The organism is Shinella sp. CPCC 101442 (genome assembly GCF_024704725.1).
Taxonomy (GTDB): Bacteria; Pseudomonadota; Alphaproteobacteria; order Rhizobiales; family Rhizobiaceae; genus Shinella.
The window spans coordinates 49,962-68,652 of record NZ_JALIQS010000002.1 but is presented as its reverse complement, the minus strand read 5'-3'; the positions used below and the strand labels follow the sequence as shown (position 1 = coordinate 68,652).

At 61.3% G+C, this 18,691-nt stretch carries 17 protein-coding genes and 1 tRNA gene; 3 read left to right on the top strand and 15 right to left on the bottom strand.

Features of this window, described 5'->3' with window-relative positions; all coding sequences use genetic code 11:
* Positions 1–198 precede the first annotated feature (198 nt).
* Positions 199–1,143, top strand: a complete 945-nt coding sequence (locus MUO32_RS05480; RefSeq protein ID WP_257947247.1) for an alpha/beta fold hydrolase — start codon at positions 199–201, stop codon at positions 1,141–1,143.
* Positions 1,144–1,262: 119 nt separating this feature from the next.
* On the opposite strand, the gene MUO32_RS05475 is transcribed toward MUO32_RS05480, so the two are convergent.
* The 10 genes from MUO32_RS05475 to MUO32_RS05430 all read right to left on the bottom strand — a co-directional run bounded on the left by MUO32_RS05475 (position 1,263) and on the right by MUO32_RS05430 (position 12,010).
* On the bottom strand, positions 1,263–1,439 hold the full coding sequence (locus tag MUO32_RS05475) for a hypothetical protein (RefSeq protein ID WP_257947246.1): 177 nt from the start codon (positions 1,437–1,439) through the stop codon (positions 1,263–1,265).
* Between the two features lie 103 nt (positions 1,440–1,542).
* Positions 1,543–2,181, bottom strand: coding sequence for an alpha/beta family hydrolase (locus tag MUO32_RS05470; protein ID WP_257947245.1), 639 nt, complete (start codon positions 2,179–2,181; stop codon positions 1,543–1,545).
* Positions 2,182–2,214: 33 nt separating this feature from the next.
* The gene (locus MUO32_RS05465) at positions 2,215–2,385 is read right to left on the bottom strand and encodes a hypothetical protein (RefSeq protein ID WP_257947244.1); all 171 of its coding nucleotides are present in this window, start codon (positions 2,383–2,385) and stop codon (positions 2,215–2,217) included.
* A 59-nt stretch (positions 2,386–2,444) separates the two neighbouring features.
* A complete protein-coding gene (locus MUO32_RS05460; protein ID WP_257947243.1) occupies positions 2,445–3,437 on the bottom strand; it encodes an endonuclease/exonuclease/phosphatase family protein in 993 nt (330 codons plus the stop codon).
* 159 nt (positions 3,438–3,596) lie between these two features.
* The gene (locus MUO32_RS29280; protein ID WP_308311256.1) at positions 3,597–4,244 is read right to left on the bottom strand and encodes a GIY-YIG nuclease family protein; all 648 of its coding nucleotides are present in this window, start codon (positions 4,242–4,244) and stop codon (positions 3,597–3,599) included.
* Positions 4,245–4,519: 275 nt separating this feature from the next.
* Positions 4,520–8,338, bottom strand: a complete 3,819-nt coding sequence (locus MUO32_RS05450) for a vitamin B12-dependent ribonucleotide reductase (protein ID WP_257947242.1) — start codon at positions 8,336–8,338, stop codon at positions 4,520–4,522.
* Between the two features lie 622 nt (positions 8,339–8,960).
* Positions 8,961–9,542, bottom strand: coding sequence for a hypothetical protein (locus tag MUO32_RS05445; protein WP_257947241.1), 582 nt, complete (start codon positions 9,540–9,542; stop codon positions 8,961–8,963).
* A 181-nt stretch (positions 9,543–9,723) separates the two neighbouring features.
* The gene (gene gpt, locus MUO32_RS05440) at positions 9,724–10,221 is read right to left on the bottom strand and encodes a xanthine phosphoribosyltransferase (protein WP_257947240.1); all 498 of its coding nucleotides are present in this window, start codon (positions 10,219–10,221) and stop codon (positions 9,724–9,726) included.
* A 114-nt stretch (positions 10,222–10,335) separates the two neighbouring features.
* Positions 10,336–11,190 (bottom strand): universal stress protein, encoded by an 855-nt coding sequence (locus MUO32_RS05435; protein WP_257947239.1) that lies wholly within the window; start codon positions 11,188–11,190, stop codon positions 10,336–10,338.
* 64 nt (positions 11,191–11,254) lie between these two features.
* Positions 11,255–12,010, bottom strand: a complete 756-nt coding sequence (locus MUO32_RS05430; RefSeq protein WP_257947238.1) for a competence/damage-inducible protein A — start codon at positions 12,008–12,010, stop codon at positions 11,255–11,257.
* Positions 12,011–12,177: 167 nt separating this feature from the next.
* Between MUO32_RS05430 and wrbA the strand changes: the two genes are divergently transcribed.
* Positions 12,178–12,777 (top strand): NAD(P)H:quinone oxidoreductase type IV, encoded by a 600-nt coding sequence (gene wrbA / locus MUO32_RS05425; protein WP_257947237.1) that lies wholly within the window; start codon positions 12,178–12,180, stop codon positions 12,775–12,777.
* 85 nt (positions 12,778–12,862) lie between these two features.
* On the opposite strand, the gene MUO32_RS05420 is transcribed toward wrbA, so the two are convergent.
* Positions 12,863–12,947, bottom strand: a tRNA-Leu gene (locus MUO32_RS05420).
* A gap of 216 nt (positions 12,948–13,163) precedes the next feature.
* Here MUO32_RS05420 and MUO32_RS05415 point away from each other — a divergent pair.
* Positions 13,164–14,552 carry a calcium-binding protein gene (locus MUO32_RS05415; protein WP_257947236.1) on the top strand — a complete coding sequence of 463 codons (1,389 nt, stop codon included), beginning with the start codon at positions 13,164–13,166 and terminating at the stop codon, positions 14,550–14,552.
* A 70-nt stretch (positions 14,553–14,622) separates the two neighbouring features.
* On the opposite strand, the gene MUO32_RS05410 is transcribed toward MUO32_RS05415, so the two are convergent.
* From MUO32_RS05410 to MUO32_RS05395, 4 genes are all read right to left on the bottom strand, one after another.
* Entirely contained in the window at positions 14,623–15,630 is a 1,008-nt protein-coding gene (locus MUO32_RS05410) for an inorganic phosphate transporter (protein WP_257947235.1), read from the bottom strand.
* Positions 15,630–16,274, bottom strand: coding sequence for a DUF47 domain-containing protein (locus MUO32_RS05405; protein WP_257947234.1), 645 nt, complete (start codon positions 16,272–16,274; stop codon positions 15,630–15,632). The genes MUO32_RS05410 and MUO32_RS05405 overlap by 1 nt, the downstream gene beginning before the upstream one ends.
* 123 nt (positions 16,275–16,397) lie before the next feature.
* Positions 16,398–16,976, bottom strand: coding sequence for a hypothetical protein (locus MUO32_RS05400; RefSeq protein WP_257947233.1), 579 nt, complete (start codon positions 16,974–16,976; stop codon positions 16,398–16,400).
* A 52-nt stretch (positions 16,977–17,028) separates the two neighbouring features.
* Complete coding sequence (locus MUO32_RS05395) at positions 17,029–18,483, bottom strand: TrkH family potassium uptake protein (protein ID WP_257947232.1); 1,455 nt, start codon at positions 18,481–18,483, stop codon at positions 17,029–17,031.
* Positions 18,484–18,691 lie beyond the last annotated feature (208 nt).

The following is an 18,691-nucleotide window of genomic DNA, read 5'->3' as shown; positions in this document are numbered from 1 at the left end:
CGCACGCCGTTTCCTGACACCGTCCTTCTTATATTTCAATGATATAGGCCGAAATCCTGAATCGATTCCGCAGCGGCTTGATTCAGTTTGCGAAGCGCGCCCACGAAAATTTTCCCCGCCCTGTCGGTCTGCGGTGATCATCGGCGTCCTTGGTGCAGAGAGCCGGCAGGGTGCCGGTTGGAGACCGAGGAGACAGACATGCCGAAGATGACCATCATCACGCTTCTGACCGCAGCCCTTGCCACCTTCGCGCCCGCAGCGGTTCAGGCGGAGGCGGTCAAGGAAAATCCGTTGCAGGCCGTAGTTGGCAAGCCCGACAAGGCAGGCCACCTGCCGATCAACGGTATCGAATACTACTACGAGATCCGCGGTGAGGGCGAGCCGCTGCTCCTGCTGCATGGCGGCCTTGGCCAGATCGAGATGTTCGGCGAAAACTTGAAGACCTTGCAGGAGACGCGGCAGGTCATCGGCGTCGATCTCCAGGGTCATGGCCGCACGCCCCTCGGTGACCGGCCGATCGACATTCCGGCCATCGGCGCCGATATGGCCGAACTCGTCACCAAGCTCGGCTACGATAAGATCGACGTGCTCGGCTATTCCTTCGGAGGCGGCGTTGCGCTGCACATGGCAGCAAGCGCGCCGGGCAAGGTGCGTCGCCTCGTCATCGCCTCCGCCCCCTTTGCCAGGAACGGCTTCTTCCCGGAAATGCTGCCGCAGCAGGCGGCGGTGTCCGGCGCGATGGCGGATATGATGAAGGAGACGCCGATGTACAAATCCTATGCGGCCGTCGCGCCTGACGTCTCGCAGTTCCCGAAACTGCTCGATGCCATGGGGGCTGCGATGCGTGTGGACTACGACGCCTCCGATGCCGTCGCGAAGCTTTCCATGCCCGTCATGCTGATCTTCGGCGACAGTGACATGATCCGTCCCGAGCATATGGTCGAGTTCTATCAGAAGCTCGGCGGCGGGCTGAGGGATGCCGGCTGGATGCGGGAAAACATGGTCAAGAACCGTCTCGCCATCCTGCCCGGCCTCACACATTACGAAACCTTTGCTGCGCCCGCTCTCGTCAGCACGGCTCTACCGTTCCTCGATGGCCAAACCGGCGCACAGAGCTGGGCCGGACAGGTCAGCGGCAACTGAGGTCTTGTCCAAAAATCCGAAGCCCGGATGCGATGGTCGCATCCGGGCTTCGTTCCGTCCGTGAGGCCGTCTTGCCGGCGGGAGCCGCGCATCGAACAGCCCTGTCGAGGGGGCTCCGCTCAGCGGCAGACGCGGACGTGTCTGATGATCAGGTTACCGTAATAGTCGTAGGACTTCACTTTCTTGACGAAGCAGTGCGGCTGGTAGCCGTAGCTGTAGGAACCGGCCTGCGAGGGGGTGGTGAACGAGGCGACCGAGGCGAGGGCAACGGCGGCGATGAGGAGGATGTTGCGCATGATCTGGTCCCTTCGGGTCGGTTGCGGATGGCTCGTTGCATCCAGTGACCGGACCTTCGCATAAGGGGATCGTGTGTGCTGTTCCGCGCGGAACAGGGGGATCTTAGCGCAGCGTCGCCGTCCATGTCTTTACGGTGCTTGCCATGGCGGCGAGATGATCGGCGGCGGTAAAGCCGGAAATGCTCTTGCGCGGCTTCAGGTCATGGTCGCCGTCTTCCAGCCAGAGGATCTGGATGCGCTTTGGCAGGCCGTAACCCGGAACCTCGTCTTTCGTGCCGAAAGGATCGCGCGTGCCCTGGCAGATCAGCGCTGGCGTCTTCAGGTCCATCAGATGCTTGGTGCGCAACTGCGTCGGTTTTTCCGGCGGGTGAAACGGATAACCGAGGCAGAGCAGGCCGGCGATCTTTCCGTCTCCATGCAGCGCATCCGCCACCATGCTGGCGACACGCCCGCCCATCGACTTGCCGCCGATCACCAGCGGCCCCTTTGCGCCAAGTGCTGCGACAGCGGCACAAAACTCCGGGTTCAGCGTCTCCGCCTTCGGCGGCGGCTTGCGACTGCCATCGATGCGGCGCGCGGCCATGTAGGAGAATTCGAAACGGGCGACCCGCAGGCCTTCTGTCGCGAGAGCTGCGGTCGCCGCATTCATTGCCGGCGAATCCATCGGTGCGCCGCTGCCATGGGCAAGCAACACGGTCACGGGTGCATCGTCCGGGCCATCGAACAGGAAAGGCGGGCTCATTGCGTCGTCATATCCATGGGGCCGGCGACCTCCTCACTTGGCATGGTCCTTCACGTCGCCCGGTGCGATCGGATCACTGGCAGGGAACGTCTCTTCCAGCGCTTCTTCCAGGTAATCGTCCTGTTCCGCCTTTGCTGCCTTGCGTTGCTGCTTGGCGCGCTCCTTTTCGAGCGAGGCTTTTGGGCTGTCCTTTTCCGTAGGCATCGTCTTCTCCCTCGTTGCTTCCCCTGAAAGATAGGGTGTTTTTCCGCAACGGCGAGGGGTCAGGTTTCCGGCATGGCAAGTTCGGCGATGACCGGCAGGTGGTTGGAACCGAACGCCGGGCCGACGCGATGGCCGCGCACGGAAATGTCGGGCGAAACGGCGACATGGTCGATCGTCGCGCCGATATAGGCGAGCCAATCGAGCTTGAGGCTGAAACGTGTCACCGGCTGCAGCCAGCCGCCGGCGGTGGAGGCAAGGCCGGCCTGGCGCAGGAAGCCGCGATAGAACGGCGACCAGGTGGGCGTGTTCCAGTCGCCGGCAACGATGACGGGCGCGCGCTGGAGGTCGCCCTTCACGGCATCGGCTGCGGCCGAAAGATAGGCGTTGCGGTCGCGCCATTGCCACAGGCGGCGCGGCGTCTCGGGATGGAAGGCATAGAGGAAGAGCGGCTTGCCGCGCATGTCGAGTTCGAGCCGAAGCGGCTGCTTGTAGGCCTTCGGCTCGGTGAAGGCGCGCTTCAGTTCGGTTTCCGCGCGGATCGGCAGGGTGGAGAAGACCTTGAGGCTGTCGCGCGTCAACGCCTCCGCGCTGCTTTCATGGGGAAAAAGGCCCGCGGCGGAGAGCGACTGCACCCAGCGTGGCGTCGCCTCCTGCAGCACGACGATATCGGGCTTTTCCCGGCGCAGCAGGTCGATGAAGACCGCCGGATCCTCGGCGTTCTGGACATAGAGATTGGCGGTCAGCACCTTGAGCCCGCTTGCGGCCGTGGAGGGGCGGGCGGTCGGCACGTCGAAGGCGGGAATGAGAGCGATCGCCAGGCCGGCAAACGCAATGACGATCGCCTTCAGCCGCCGCGTGATGACGGCCACGACACAAAGCAGCGCACCGGCGGCCACCACATAGGGCCAGGCGAAGGTAAGCAGATCGACCAGCCAGAAACGATCGGCGGCAAGCACGACGATGCTGACGGCAAAGAGATAGGCAATGACACCCGGCAGGACGAGGACACGGTAGGCCAAGGCAATCGGCCCCCGGCGCGGCGCTGTCAGCATCGACTGTTCCTTCTGCATCACGGAATTCGGTTCAGCTCGATTCCCGTAACGGGAGGCTAGCATGTAGCCTGTGCATCCATGCGCTGCAATGACGTGCTGGCCCGCTGTGCCGCAATTGAGGAAAGTTATGCCAGAAGCCTGACTTACATAGTCCGGGTGCTACGAAGACAGGAGACGGTGCGAAAGATCGTTCCAATTGGGATTTAGCGACTCTACAAGCTCGATCTTCTTATGCCGTGGCATGTTCTTTATGGCCTTTTGCCGTTCAACGGCATCGATCAATTGATCGTATATCTGAAACCAAACGAGTGTTTCCACCCCTTGATAGACTGTTACGCCAGGCATTCGCGTCGTTCGGTGCTCGAAAAGCCGCCGAGGAAGATCGCTGGTTACCTTGACGAACAAAATGCCGTTGCGCGCGGATGTAACAATATAGACGAAGCCTCTTCGCCTTAGATCGACATTCCCTATTTCAGGGTGATAAGCAGAACTGTAACCTTCGTGAAATCCAGTGGAAAAAGCGTGTTCTTTCCCGGCATGCGAAGCCTCGATCAATCTGATGTCGGATCGGAGCGCTTCTTCGTCTAGCGGGCGGGCGTCCAATGCATATTCGGTCTCGTCTCGATCGGGATATTGTGACATCCGATGACGTATCGCATTGTCGACGCATGACTGCCGGGTGATGAAAAAGTCGATCGACTTGCCAATTACGTTTCCATCGGGATCGACAAGCCACCAAAACCAACCCGATGCCGTATCACGGATTACCCATTTGGCTTTATTCGACTTCTCATCCTTGTCGCTCATGACCCGCCCCTTTTGATCACTCGCTCAAGGGTAGCATCAGCTTTCTTTGCTGCATACGTGATGAATTCAATCAAAAGGTGTTTTTTGGCTCATTTCTGACTTTTTTGGCAATGAAATGGCTCTCTTTGTCAGCGAATTTCTCTGCGTAGCCCATTGATGTACGCTTTTTGGTTGTGGATGATTGTGCTCAATTTGAGAAAATATTATTGGAAAGTAAAAAAATACCCCGGCTTTTGCCGGGGTATTTTCTACGTCACCAGATGACTTGAACTGTCTCAGCTGCACCCGCTCGTGGCACCGCAGGTGTCGCACTTCTCGCAGGTGCCGTTGCGGACCATCGTGAAGTTCTGGCACTCCGAGCACATGTTGCCCGTGTAGCCCTGTGCGATGGAGCGCATGCGGCGTTCGTTTTCCAGCTTCTTGGCGTCGGCCTTGGCGCTTGCGGCTTCGGCGGCGGCCTTGTCGGAGAAGAGGGCGGTGATGCCCTGTTCTTCGGCTTCGTCGGCAACGTCGTCGGCCATTGCCTCGGCGAGTTCGGCAGCGCGTTCCTCGTAATCGCGCTTGAAGGCGACGATTTCGTGGGTGGAAACGGCGACGGTCGGTTCCAGCTTGCGGGCGGCGTTGCCGGCAAAGGCCGTTACGTTACCCGTCGAGGCGGCCTTGGCGGGGGCTGCGGTGGCAGAACCCTTGGGTTCGGAGAGCTGACGCTCGGTCTGGCCGCCCTGGATGAGCGTCGGCTTGTGGCCACGCGTCCAGCCGGTCGAGAACGGGTTGGTCTTGCCTTCCTGGATGCCCTTGCCAAGCGCGGTGTTGGAGAAGTCCGACTGGTCGACATGCGCGAGGTCATGACGGCCGAGATAGGAGACGGCGAGTTCGCGGAAGACGTAGTCGAGGATCGACGTGGCGTTCTTGATCGCGTCGTTGCCCTGGACCATGCCGGCCGGCTCGAACTTGGTGAAGGTGAAGGCCTCCACAAATTCCTCGAGCGGCACGCCGTACTGCAGGCCAAGCGAGATGGAGATGGCAAAGTTGTTCATCATCGCACGGAAGGCAGCACCTTCCTTGTGCATGTCGATGAAGATCTCGCCGAGGCGGCCATCGCCGAATTCGCCGGTGCGCAGATAGACCTTGTGCCCGCCGACGACAGCCTTCTGGGTGTAGCCCTGGCGGCGGTTCGGGAGTTTCTCACGGTCGCGCGAGACCCGTTCGATGATGCGCTCGATGATCTTCTCCGTGACCGTGACGGCCTGGGCGGCGGCGGGGGCTGCGACCAGCGCCTCGATTGCATCGTCCTCGTCGTCCTCATCCTCGATCAGCGAGGCGTTGAGTGGCTGGGAGAGCTTGGAACCATCGCGGTAAAGCGCGTTGGCCTTCAGCGCGAGCTTCCACGAGAGCATATAGGCGTTCTTGCAATCCTCGACGGTCGCCTCGTTCGGCATGTTGATCGTCTTGGAGATGGCACCCGAGATGAACGGCTGGGCGGCCGCCATCATGCGGATGTGGCTTTCGACCGACAGGTAGCGCTTGCCGATCTTGCCGCACGGATTGGCGCAATCGAACACGGCGAGGTGCTCGGCCTTGAGGAAGGGCGCGCCTTCCAGCGTCATCGCACCGCAGACGTGGATGTTGGCGGCTTCGATATCCTTCTTCGAGAAGCCGATATGCTCCAGGAGGTTGAAGGACATGTCGGAGAGCTGCGCATCGGAAACCTTCAGCACATCCTTCAGGAAGTCGGCGCCGAGCGTCCACTGGTTGAAGGCGAACTTGATGTCGAAAGCGGCCTTGAGACCGGCATTGACGGCTTCGATCTTGTCGTCCGGGAAACCCTTGGCCTTCAGCGAGCCGGGGTTGACGGCCGGTGCCTGGTTGAAGTTGCCGTGGCCGACCGCATAGGCCTCGATCTCGGCGAGCTGGCTTTCGGAATAGCCGAGCGTACGCAGTGCTTCGGGAACGGCGCGGTTGATGATCTTGAAGTAACCGCCGCCGGCGAGCTTCTTGAACTTCACCAGCGCGAAGTCGGGCTCGATGCCGGTCGTGTCGCAGTCCATGACGAGGCCGATCGTGCCGGTCGGCGCGATGACGGTCGTCTGGGCGTTGCGGTAGCCGTGTTTTTCGCCGAGTGCCACGGCCTTGTCCCAGGCGGCCTTGGCGTGGACGATCAGGGTCTGGTCCGGGCACTCGTCATGAATGAGCGCGACGGGGTTGACCGAGAGCTGCTCGTAGCCGGTCGTTTCGCCATAGGCTGCACGGCGATGGTTGCGCATGACGCGCAGCATGTTGTCGCGGTTCGGTGCAAAGCCCGGGAACGGGCCGAGTTCGCCTGCCATTTCGGCCGAGGTGGCATAGGAGACGCCGGTCATGATGGCGGTCAGCGCGCCGGCAATGGCGCGGCCTTCCGTCGAATCGTAGGGGATGCCCGAGGACATCAGCAGGCCGCCGATGTTGGCGTAACCGAGGCCGAGCGTGCGGTACTCGTAGGAGCGCTCGGCGATCTGGCGCGACGGGAACTGCGCCATCATGACCGAGACTTCGAGCACGATGGTCCACAGGCGGACGGCGTGTTCGTAGTCGGCAATGTTGATGTTCTTGGTGGCGGCATCCTTGAACTGAAGCAGGTTCAGCGAAGCGAGGTTGCAGGCCGTGTCGTCGAGGAACATGTATTCCGAGCACGGGTTCGAGGCGCGGATCGGGCCCGCGGCCGGCGAGGTGTGCCAGTCGTTCATCGTCGTGTTGAAGTGCAGGCCCGGATCGGCCGATGCCCAGGCGGCGTAGGAGATCTGCTCCCACAGGTCGCGGGCCTTCAGCGTCTTCATGACCTTGCCGTCCTTGCGGGCGGTCAGGTTCCAGTCGCCGTCGTTCTCCACAGCGCGCAGGAAGTCGTCCTTCAGCGAGACGGAGTTGTTGGAGTTCTGGCCGGAGACGGTGAGGTAGGCTTCCGAATCCCAGTCCGTGTCGTAGGTCTTGAACTCGAGGTCCTTGTAGCCCTGCTTGGCGAACTGGATGACGCGCTTGATGTAGTTTTCCGGAACCTGGCTCTTCTTGGCAGCGCGGATTTCGCGCTTGAGCGCCGGGTTTTCAGCCGCGTCGTAGCACTTGTCGCCGTCGGCCGAGCAATTGACGCAGGCCTTCATGATGGCCTTGAGGTGGTTGGCGACGATCTTCGAGCCGGTGACGAGGGCCGCCACCTTCTGCTCTTCCTTGACCTTCCAGTTGATGTAGGCCTCGATATCCGGGTGGTCGATGTCGACCACGACCATCTTGGCCGCGCGGCGCGTCGTACCGCCCGACTTGATGGCGCCAGCGGCGCGGTCGCCGATCTTCAGGAAGCTCATCAGGCCGGAGGAACGGCCGCCGCCCGAAAGCTTTTCGCCTTCGCCGCGCAGATAGGAGAAGTTGGAGCCGGTGCCGGAGCCATACTTGAAGAGGCGGGCTTCACGCACCCACAGGTCCATGATGCCGTTCTCGTTGACGAGATCGTCTTCCACGGACTGGATGAAGCAGGCATGCGGCTGCGGGTGCTCGTAGGAGGACTTCGACTTGGTCAGCTTGCCGGTGAAGGGGTCGACATAGAAATGGCCCTGGCCGGGACCATCGATGCCATAGGCCCAGTGCAGGCCGGTGTTGAACCACTGCGGCGAGTTCGGGGCAACGCGCTGGGTGGCGAGCATATAGGCAAGCTCGTCCTTGAAGGCGGCAGCGTCTTCCTCGGAGGCGAAATACTTGCCCTTCCAGCCCCAGTAGGTCCAGGTGCCGGCGAGACGGTCAAAAACCTGGCGCGCATCGGTTTCCGAGCAGAAGCGCTCATCCTCGGGGAGCGCCTTCAAGGCTTCGGTATCCGGCACGGAGCGCCACAGGAAGGAGGGAACGTCGTTCTCTTCGACCTTCTTCAGGCGCGCGGGCACGCCGGCCTTGCGGAAATACTTCTGGGCGAGGATATCCGCGGCGACCTGGGAGAACTGCGCGGGCACGTCGATATCGGCGAGGCGGAAGACGATGGAACCGTCCGGGTTCTTGATCTCGCTCGTGGCCTTGCGGAATTCGATTTCCGCATAGGCCGACTGGCCGGGTTTGGTGAAACGACGTTCTATGCGCATGTCCGTTGTCCTCTGTGCCGCAGCCTGCCTTCAAAACAGGGCGCAATTATCCCCGTCCGGCCGCAATGCCTTGCAGCCAGCTCAAATCTTCAGTCCGTGCGGGAAACCCGATTGATTTCGGGATCCTGTATCTTGTGCTGAGTTTAGCTGCAAACACTAAATATAGTATCAACAGCTTCTTTTTTCCAGTCCCATTGACCGCGATGACGTGTCAGGAAATCGTGCGCAAATACCCTCGTGCAGCGAGCGGATCATCCACCCGGCCACATGCGCATAGGTACGCGATTTCGTGATGAGAACCGACCTCGTAACAATACGGTCCAGCCGCCGCCGCAACTTGGATTTCATTAACCTCATCCGGGCGATTCCCGTCAAGGGCTGGTTTGTGAACGAAGTTTGAACCCTATATCTTGTGCCTGCCGCCTGTGGAAAATGGGGACATCCCGGGATGCCTGAAAAATCAGCGGCTTCGCGCCGAAAGGTAAGGTGGCGGGACACGCCGCTGTGGAAAAACGAAAAAAATCACTGGTAAAAAAGCGGGTTTTTTTAGCGTCACGACTTCAAGCAATAGCCATCCGGGACGACATGTGATCCGTGGATAAAGTGATTCCCTCACGCGGCGTCAAAGCGCGTCCAGATTGACACCCACTGTGATGGCGCCGATGACCGCACCGCTGCGGGGATCGCGGATGGGAAGACTCGCCTGCGACTGCATCAGTTGCGTTGACTCGTCCCGCTCAGCTTCCTCTACTACCAGCATGCCGGCGCCGAAACTCTTCAGCCATTTGGCTTCGTCGCCCTGCCAGTAGTCGGAGGTGATGTCGCTCTGGCCGACATTGAGCCCGCGATTGTCCATGACGAAGATTTCGGTGATCAGCCCCTCGGCCGCTCGCTGCCGGCCTTTCAGGTAGAGCGACAGCGGGTTGGACAGTGTCGCATCGATAAGCGGTCGCTTTCCGCTCAGAAGCTCGACACGCCAGCGCGCATCGAGATCCTGGATTTCGGCCTGGTTCAGGCGGGAATGCACGGCGTTCTGCGCGATGACCGCATTGACGATGGCAGGTTCGGCAAGCCAGGGGCGAACATTGGCTTCGACATAGTCGGCGATGGCGGTGACCCGGACATCCTGTTGTGCGCCGGTCGGTCCCGCAAACAGGAGGCCAACCACAAGCACCGCCGCCAATGCCGGCCGTCTCCAGGACATGATGATCCGCGCCTCCCATCACCGCCTCCGAGCGGTGAACATAAGGACTATCTTTTGCAGGGATTTCGGAAAGATTAAGCCGGCGAAAGGGCGCATGCCTTCCGCCGGCTTTTTATCACGATTCGTCAATCAAAGCCGTGTGGCGCAACCTATGATCGGCGCGCTGCAACTCCTCGGCACGTCAGTCGCGCGCCGCCTTGGCGATCGGCTCCTGGTAGGTGAAGCCCATGTCCCAGGGGAAGTAGATCCAGGTGTCCTGGCTGACTTCGGTGACGAACGTATCGACCAGCGGACGACCTTTCGGCTTGGCATAGACGGCGGCGAAATGCGCCTTCGGCAGCATGGCACGCACCTGGGCAGCGGTTTTGCCGGTATCGGTGAGGTCGTCAACGATAAGGATGCCTTCACCGCCGTTCTGGGCCAGCTCCGGTGCGATGCCCTTCAGGACATGCATGTCACCCTGCGAGACATAGTCATGATAGGAGGCGACGCAGACTGTCTCGATCAGACGGATGTTGAGTTCGCGTGAGATGACGGCGGCCGGCACGAGGCCGCCACGGGTGATGCAGACGATCGCCTTCCATTCGCGGTCGCCATCCGCCAGGCGCCAGGCGAGCGCGCGCGCATCGCGGTGGAACTGGTCCCAGGATACGGGGAAGGCTTTGTCGGGCAGCGACATGACGGGACTCCTGATAGGCGGAAAAAAAGAAGATTCCTTCTCTCTAATGCACTTCGCCCGTCAAGAAAATGATCACCCGGCAATGGAAACCGGGCGATCCACAGGCAAGTCGGTCTATCGCGACATCAGCACCGGAACGCGGGCGCCGCGCATCATGGCGCTGGTGACACCGCCGAACAGGCGCTGGCGTAGCCGCGAATGGCTGTAGGCGCCCATGACGATGAGGCCTGCATCGATATCCGTGGCACGGCGGTTCAGCGTTTCGGCGACCGAGTGGTGGGCCGAAGAGCCGGATGCGACAGAAATCTTCACGCCGTGGCGGGCGAGGGTGGCGGCCAGTTCCGCGCCGCAGAAATCGGCCGATTGCATGTTGTTGTCGGGCGGATCGATGGTGAAGATCTCGACCTCTTTCGCCGCTGTCAGGAAAGGCAGGGCGTCGAAGGCAGCGCGCGTCGCCTCGCGCGAGCCGTTCCAGGCCAGCAGCACGCGGTCGACAGGCTCGGGGCCGGCAGGCGCGTTGGAGACGAGATAGACCGGGCGGCCGCTTTCATAGAGCAGATCCTCGATGTCCTCGCGGGCCGGGCCGTCCAGATCGGGATCGAACTGGCCGGCAAGGACGATGTCGCCAGCGCGGGCACTGTCGATGATACCGGCCGACGCATAGCCGGCAGTGCCCGTGAAAAGCCGCCATTCATAAGAGATATCATCACGTTCGCAGCGTGAACGAAACGCTTGCTCGACCGCCCGGGATTGTTCGCGCGCGCGTTCCTGGAGCTGGAGCACGGCGTTCGGGTCGGGATACTCCATCGGCGCGATGAGCGTCACGATGACGGGCGCCTCCGCATGGATCCCGATGACATGAGCGTTGGCAGGGCCGCCCATGCGGCGCGCCAGCGCCAGCGCATGATCCGTGACTTTTCCGGCGTCCTCGGCAGCACTCAGCACCGCCACGATGGTCTTGTAGGTCATTTCGGCCTCCTGTCTGGTTCTGCGCAAGCATCCCCTCGCCGAGGCCGGAAAACCTTGATCCGGATCAAGACGCGGCCTTGGCCGCGGCGATTTCGGCGATCATCGCCATGATATCACGTTCGGCCGCTTCCGCGGGCGCTTCCGTCCGGCTGCGGATGACGATTTCCGTCGAAAACCGGTTTTCCGAAAAGCGTGGATAGGAGCCGATGCTGGTTTCCGGATGATTCTTCTGGATCGCCGCCAGCGCGCTGCCGATATCGCCCTCGCCGAAGGGCGAGGCGACGGAGCGCGACAGCATCGGTTTGCCGCCTTCAAGCTGCGGCACGACATTGCCAAGCATGGCGGTAAAGACCTGCGGCACGCCGGCCATCACATAGACATTGCCGATGTGGAAGCCCGGTGCCGTGGAAACGGCATTTTCGATATGCACCGCACCCTGGGGCATGCGCGCCATGCGTTGGCGGGCCTCGTTGAACTCCACGCCGCGCTTCTCGTACATCGCGCCGAGCAGCTGCATGGCGAGCGGATCGTGCAGGCAGGGCACGCCGAAGGCCTTGGAGATCGCGTCCGCCGTGATGTCGTCATGCGTCGGGCCGATACCGCCTGAAGTGAAGACGTAGGTGTAGCGGGCGCGCAGCGCGTTCAGCGCCGAGACGATATCGTCCTCCTCGTCGCCGACGATGCGCACCTCCTTGAGATCGATGCCGGCGAGGAGGAGCATATCGGCGAGCTGGCCGATATTCTTGTCCTTGGTGCGCCCGGAAAGAAGTTCGTCGCCGATGGCAAGCATGGCGGCGGTGGCGATCTGCGTGGAATTCATGGGCGTTTCCTGTATTTCGTACGGAAATGCCGACCGGTTGGGCGGACATTGTCAATGGCGGGTGAACAGTCTGTCGACCGGGCAGCTTCTGACGCCGCCTGTCCAACGTGCTACATCCAAGCCGACGCCGCGATCAAGCGGAAAGCCTTTTCGAACAGGAGACGACGATGGCGAAAGTACTGGTTCTCTACTACTCGGCCTATGGCCATATCGAAGCGATGGCCTATGCCGTGGCGGAAGGCGCAAAGTCTGAAGGTGCCGACGTGACCGTCAAGCGCGTTCGCGAACTGGTTCCCGACGACGTTGCCAAGGCTTCCTACTACAAGATGGACCAGAAGGCCGAGATCGCCACGACCGACGAGCTCGCCGAATACGACGCCATCATCGTCGGTGCCGGCACGCGCTTCGGCACGGTCGCCTCGCAGATGCGCAATTTCTGGGATCAGACGGGTGGCCTGTGGGCCGCCGGCAAGCTGGTCGGCAAGGTCGGCTCTGTCTTCACGTCGTCGGCCACCCAGCATGGCGGCCAGGAATCGACCATTCTCGGCTTCATCCCGACCCTGCTGCACCATGGCCTCGTCGTCGCCGGCCTGCCCTATGCCTTCCAGGGCCAGATGGGCGTGGATGAAATCAAGGGCGGCTCGCCCTACGGCGCTTCCACGATCACCGACGGCGACGGCTCGCGCCAGCCTTCGCAGGTCGAACTGGACGCCGCCCGCTTCCAGGGCGCCCATGTCGCCAAGATCGCGGCAAAACTTTCAGCCTGACGTTCTCCTGAAACGTCGCTGAAAAAGAGGGTGCGGCCTGCGTCAGGGCCGCGCCCTTTTTATTGTCCGGAGTTTGCTTGGACTTTGGTGCGGGCGGCGGGGATCGAACCCGCACAGCCAAGGCCGAGAGATTTTAAGTCTCTTGCGTCTACCAGTTTCGCCACGCCCGCCTAGCTTGCTTTTCAATCGCTTGGACGGGAACGTCAAGGATTGTTTTGCAGCATTTCTTGCCGATTTCGAAAAACCGCGCCCTCCCTCCCGCAGTAGTCTTTCAGTCTGGACGGCAAGAAGAGTTTGGGTGTTCTTGCGCGCGCTGCTCAATCTTCTTGACTGCTAAATAAGCACGTGTTTGCCTTCCCTGCAGAGCGGCTAGGGGAGAGAAGGACATGTCATATACCAATTTCACGATCGGAGAGCTTACGGGCTACATCGGCATGGTCCGTGCGTTCGATTTCAGCACGGTCGACTGGGGAGAGGTCATTTCCTTTCTCGAGAGTTCCGGCCTCTACACGCCCGAAGTGGCTGCTGTCATCGACGAGTTCGCGAGCGGCAATTTCAATACGCTTTTCCGCGGCCTCGAGATGCTGGACACCATCGCCGCGGAATATCCGAGCAGCATGCTTTTTTCCGAGGCGCTGGAGGACTATTTCTCTTCGGAAACAGTCGATTATGCGGAGATCCTGCCGGACGACGTTTCGAGACCGTCGGATCTCGAGTGGGGCGACACCTGGAGTGGCATCAAGGACCAGCTCGAATCCTATGGTATCGACTATAACGAGCTGAAGGACATCTGGGAAAACGACCTTGGCCTGCCGTCGGAGTGGAGCAGCGATGCCATCAAGGAGTTCCTTGTCGCGAAAACCTACGATTCGTTGTTCGACAGCGCGCAGGACTATGTCCGCTCGCTGCTGGAATCGAATGGCTTGGGGCGCTTCTACCAGCAGGTAGAGGATTCCCTGGAGCTTCGCGATAAGCTGACGAATTTCCATACGAACCTCTTTTCCATCATCGAGGATGGCGTTTCCGGCAAGGTCGATGATGCGGAAGTGGTGTTTGAGCGCATGGATGACGTGACCCGTGACGGGATCGGGGACATTCTCGACATCAAGGGTAGCGTCAAGAGCGTTCTGGAAAGAATCGGATCCGGCATTTTTGGCGATGACGATTCTGGTGACGCGAACGGCGTTCACCGCGCCGCTGGTGCCGACACCGACGGTTTCTCGTTGACGATTTCGCCGGTCAAGGGGACTTTCAAGGGCGGCGCCGGAGACGATGCGCTCGTCGGAGGACGGGCCTCCGACAAGATCGTCCTGGGACGAGGTGACGATCTTGCCTTCGGCTCGGCCGGAAACGACAGTCTCTTCGGCGAGAGCGGGAAGGATCAGCTCGGCGGCGGAGCGGGAAGGGACAGGCTGATCGGCGGAACAGGCGCCGACGTCCTGTGGGGCGGTACCAGCGCGGATCTCTTCATCTTCAGGTCCATCAAGGACTCTACGACGAAAACCAGCGGTCGCGACACGATCCTGGATTTTTCACGCAAGGAGGGCGACCATATCGATCTCAAGCTGATCGACGCCGACAGCACCGTAAAGCACAATCAGAAATTCGAATTCATCGGCACCCACAAGTTCAACAAGGATGCCGGCGAGCTGCGCTATCAGAAAAAGAACGGCGACACGTTCATCTATGGCGATACCAACGGGGACGGCAGAGCCGACTTTTCCATCGAAATCGACCATTCGCTGAAGCTCAAGGCGGGTGATTTCATCCTGTAGCCGGTACCGGGCAAGATGGCACGACAGGGCGGAAGCGTCGTCGCTTCCGCCCTGTCGTTTCAGGCGGATATCAGCCCGAAAACGCGTTGAACACGAGGTAGAACAGCGCCGAAATCGCCGCTGCCGAGGGCAGGGTGATGATCCAGGCCCAGACGATGTTGCCGGCAAGCCCCCAGCGGACGGCGGAGACGCGGCGGGCGGCCCCCACGCCAATGATGGCGCCGGTAATCGTGTGGGTGGTGGAGACCGGGATGCCGAGCCAGGTGGCGGCAAACAGCGTGATGGCGCCGCCGGTTTCGGCGCAGAACCCCTGCATCGGGTTGAGTCGCGTGATCTTCGAGCCCATCGTGTGCACGATGCGCCAGCCGCCCATCAGCGTGCCGAGCGCCATCGCCGACTGGCAGGTGATGACCACCCAGAACGGCACGTAGAACTCACCACCGAGATAGCCCTGCGAATAAAGCAGCACGGCGATGATGCCCATGGTCTTCTGCGCATCGTTGCCGCCGTGGCCAAGCGAATAGAGCGAGGCCGAGATGAACTGCATGACGCGGAACGTCCGGTCGACGGCGAAGGGCGTCTGGCGCACGAAGAGCCAGGAGACGACAAGTACGAGGACCAATGCCAGGAAGAAGCCGATTGCCGGAGACAGGAAGATGGCGCTTGCCGTCTTGATGAGGCCGCTCCAGACGACGGCGTCGAAGCCGGTCTTGGCAAGGCCGGCGCCGACCAGGCCGCCGATAAGGGCGTGCGAGGAACTCGACGGGATGCCGAAAATCCAGGTGACGACATTCCAGATGATCGCGCCCATCAGCGCCGCGAAAATGACGAGCGGGCTGACGATGGAGGGATCGATAATGCCCCTGCCGATCGTTTCGGCGACATGCAGGCCGAAGAACAGGAAGGCGATGAAATTGAAGAACGCCGCCCACATGACCGCATATTGCGGGCGCAGCACGCGCGTCGAGACGATCGTGGCGATGGAGTTGGCCGCATCGTGCAGGCCGTTCAGGAAGTCGAACAGCAGTGCGATGCCGACGAGCGCGATCAGCAGCGGAAAGGCGAGTGTCGCGTCCATCAGACGTTCTCGATCACGATACCGCTGATTTCATCCGCCACGTCCTCGAAGCGGTCGACGACCTTTTCGAGTTCGCCATAGATCTCGCTGCCGATGATATAGGCCATCGGGTCGGTCTTGCCGAATTCCTTGAACAGGGCCTTGACGCCCTGGTCGTGAAGTTCGTCGGAGCGGCCTTCGACGCGGGTGACTTCCTGGGCGATGGCGCTGAGGCGGTCGGCATGCACGCCGACTTTATCCAACAGCGGAATGGCTTCGGCGATGAGATGCGCGGCCTTGACGACGGTGACGCCCATTTCCTGCATGCCGGGCTGGAAGCTCGTCTGCTCGTAGAGGCGGATCGTCTTGACCATCTTGTGCATCATGTCGATGGCGTCGTCCATCGACTGGATCAGGTCCTTGATGTCGCCGCGGTCGAAGGGCGTGATGAAGCTGCGGCGCACGGCGAGCAGGACCTCGGCCGTGATGGCGTCGGCCTCGTTTTCAAGCGCGACGATACGGTTGCAATGTTTTTCCATGTCCGGCCCGCCGGCGAGAAGCGCCTGCAGGGCTTCGGCGGCGCCGACGACGGTGCGGGAATGCTGCTCGAAGAGATCGAAGAAGCGGTCTTCACGCGGCATGAGTTTACGAAACAGCGAGAGCATGTGTGCCCCTTACGTGGCTGGGGTTGTCATGCGGCTGTCATAATTGAGGGAGGACGCGCTGGAAAGCGCTGATTCTGCGCTTGTCACAATTCTCTTGGCGCTCGGTAAATACGTCGGTGGGCGCTACTGGACGATCTTGAACGGCTGCTCGCTGATGGCGACGGCGCCGCTGGCGGCGTCGCGGAAGCGGTATCGAAGCACATAGTCGCCGGCGGGTGGACCGCTGAGATTCAGCGTCAGCTTGGCGAAGATTTCCTGATTGCGCACGGTTCCCTTGAAGTCGAAGGAGCCGAAGGCTTTCTGCTCGGCGAGAACAGTGCCCTTGGGATCAAGGAGTTCGAGATCGACGGTGAAATGCGATTCCAGTGCGCCCCCGTTTCCCGGTCGCCAGGTGAGGCCGACGGGCTCGACGTAGGAGATCAGGGCTTCCCCCGCCTTGAAATTCGATTCCGGCCGTGTGGTGAACATGCCGTAGCCTTCCGGCGGTGCCGACACGAAGACGGCTTTGCCGATGGAGAAGGGCAGCGTCGCGGCAAAAGCGCCGAAAGCGTCGCGGATGGTGTTGTGCGCGCCGACCGTGTCGCCCTTGGCGGCCTGTTCCTCCGCCTTCTTCGCCGCATCGGCAAGCGGGCCGGCAAAGGCGGGCGCCGGCAGGAGCGCGGCGATAAAGAGCATTCGCAACAGGGACTTCGACACGACCATACACTCAACCTCCAGCCCGATGGGCGCAGGATGCGAAGAAGCGTGACAACAGTCAACTCTTCCAGAAGAGTGGAGTTAATATGACAAGGACCGTGAGGATTTCCAGGCGCCCGAGCAGCATGAGGAAGGAGAGGAGATAGAGGGCCGCATCGTGGAAGCCGGCGAAGGTGCCGGCGGGACCGATCGCCTGCGTGACACCGGGGCCGACATTGGAAAGCGACGTCGCCGCAGCCGAAATCGCCGTCAGCACGTCGTAGCCCATCAACCCGAGCAGGATCGCACCAAAGGCCGAGAGCGCCACATAGGTGATGAAGAACAGGAAGACGCTGCGCTGGAGGTCCATATCGACGGTCATCGTCCCGTAGCGCACGGCATGGATGCCGTCGGGGTAGATGAGGCGATAGAGGCCGGTGCGGATGAAGTTGAACAGGATGATGAGGCGATAGGCCTTGAGACCGCCGGCCGTCGAGCCGGAACAGCCGCCCATGAACGTCGCGACGAAGGCGAGCGCCACGATGAAGTGACCCCATTGGGTATAGTCGTCGCTGGCAAAACCCGTCGTCGAGAGGATCGAGGACACGGTGAAGAAGGAATGCGCCAGCGCCTCATGGAAATCGACGCCGTTCTGCAGGCGCTGGAAGACGCTTGCCGCCACGGCAAACAGCACGAGGTAGCCGAGGAAGACGCGGATCTGCGGATCGCGCCAGGCATCGATGCGGCCGCGTACGACGAAAAGAATCAGAACCGAGAAGGGCAGGCTCGACAGCGTCATGAAGAAGGTGGCGGCCCAGAGCAGCGGCAGGCTCTTGAAATAGCCGAAGGAGGCGTCGTGGGTGGAAAGTCCGCCCGTCGCGACGGTCGACATGGCGTGGTTCAGCGCATCGAAACGGCTCATGCCGAGCGCGGCATAGACGATGGCGCAGATCAGCGTGATCGCCACATAGATGGCGAGGAAGGCGCGCGTATAGCTCGCGATGCGAGCGAAGGGCTTGTCGGCGGTGTCGGAGGATTCGAGCTTGAAGAAGGACATGCCGCCGACCCGGAGATAGGGCATGATGAAGAGGCCGAGCGCGAGAATGCCGACGCCGCCGAGCCAGTGCAGCAGCGAGCGCCACATCAGGACGCCGGGCGGCGCATGGTCGAGGCCGACGATGACGGTAGAGCCCGTCGTGCTGATCGCCGAGACCGATTCGAAGAAGGCCTGCGCGAAGGTGAGATCGAGAGACGAAAGCCACAGCGGGATGGCGCCGATGATGCTGCCCGAGAGCCAGAGCATGTTGACGACGAGAAAGCCCATGCGCTTGTTGAAAGGCGGCGGTCCGGCCCGTGTCGCCGCCGCCGTTGCAAGCGAGAGCGCGCCCGTGAAAAAGGCCGAGAGGAAAAAGACTTCCGAGTCTGGGTTGCCATAGTACACGTCGACCAGCGCCGGCAGAAGCATCGCGACGGAAAGGTAGATGCCGCTGATGGCGGCAATGTTGATGGCGGACCGGAAAATGGTGGCGTTCAACGGAAGTGTCCTGCGTGCCGGCTGGGCTCAAGTTGGTCTCGAAAGGCCGCGCGGCCGGGACGGGTGGTGTCCGTCGCTGCGATATGCAATAGCGTTTGCATCGCCCAAACTCAAGGATAGGCTCCAATGCGGTCCTGAGCGTGCTGGAAAGGTTTGAGGAATGATCGGTTTGCCTTGCCTCTGTCCTTCTATTTGAAGGCGCGACACG

Excerpts from the sequence above, each read along its gene's own strand:
- MUO32_RS05480 (WP_257947247.1), top strand. The coding sequence starts at position 199 with ATGCCGAAGATGACCATCATCACGCTTCTGACCGCAGCCCTTGCCACC.
- MUO32_RS05475 (WP_257947246.1), bottom strand. The coding sequence starts at position 1,439 with ATGCGCAACATCCTCCTCATCGCCGCCGTTGCCCTCGCCTCGGTCGCC.
- MUO32_RS05445 (WP_257947241.1), bottom strand. The coding sequence starts at position 9,542 with ATGTCCTGGAGACGGCCGGCATTGGCGGCGGTGCTTGTGGTTGGCCTC.
- MUO32_RS05460 (WP_257947243.1), bottom strand. The coding sequence starts at position 3,437 with ATGCTGACAGCGCCGCGCCGGGGGCCGATTGCCTTGGCCTACCGTGTC.
- wrbA (WP_257947237.1), top strand. The coding sequence starts at position 12,178 with ATGGCGAAAGTACTGGTTCTCTACTACTCGGCCTATGGCCATATCGAA.
- MUO32_RS05410 (WP_257947235.1), bottom strand. The coding sequence starts at position 15,630 with ATGGACGCGACACTCGCCTTTCCGCTGCTGATCGCGCTCGTCGGCATC.
- gpt (WP_257947240.1), bottom strand. The coding sequence starts at position 10,221 with ATGTCGCTGCCCGACAAAGCCTTCCCCGTATCCTGGGACCAGTTCCAC.
- MUO32_RS05435 (WP_257947239.1), bottom strand. The coding sequence starts at position 11,190 with ATGACCTACAAGACCATCGTGGCGGTGCTGAGTGCTGCCGAGGACGCC.
- MUO32_RS05470 (WP_257947245.1), bottom strand. The coding sequence starts at position 2,181 with ATGAGCCCGCCTTTCCTGTTCGATGGCCCGGACGATGCACCCGTGACC.
- MUO32_RS05400 (WP_257947233.1), bottom strand. The coding sequence starts at position 16,976 with ATGGTCGTGTCGAAGTCCCTGTTGCGAATGCTCTTTATCGCCGCGCTC.
- MUO32_RS29280 (WP_308311256.1), bottom strand. The coding sequence starts at position 4,244 with ATGAGCGACAAGGATGAGAAGTCGAATAAAGCCAAATGGGTAATCCGT.
- MUO32_RS05405 (WP_257947234.1), bottom strand. The coding sequence starts at position 16,274 with ATGCTCTCGCTGTTTCGTAAACTCATGCCGCGTGAAGACCGCTTCTTC.
- MUO32_RS05430 (WP_257947238.1), bottom strand. The coding sequence starts at position 12,010 with ATGAATTCCACGCAGATCGCCACCGCCGCCATGCTTGCCATCGGCGAC.
- MUO32_RS05450 (WP_257947242.1), bottom strand. The coding sequence starts at position 8,338 with ATGCGCATAGAACGTCGTTTCACCAAACCCGGCCAGTCGGCCTATGCG.
- MUO32_RS05415 (WP_257947236.1), top strand. The coding sequence starts at position 13,164 with ATGTCATATACCAATTTCACGATCGGAGAGCTTACGGGCTACATCGGC.
- MUO32_RS05465 (WP_257947244.1), bottom strand. The coding sequence starts at position 2,385 with ATGCCTACGGAAAAGGACAGCCCAAAAGCCTCGCTCGAAAAGGAGCGC.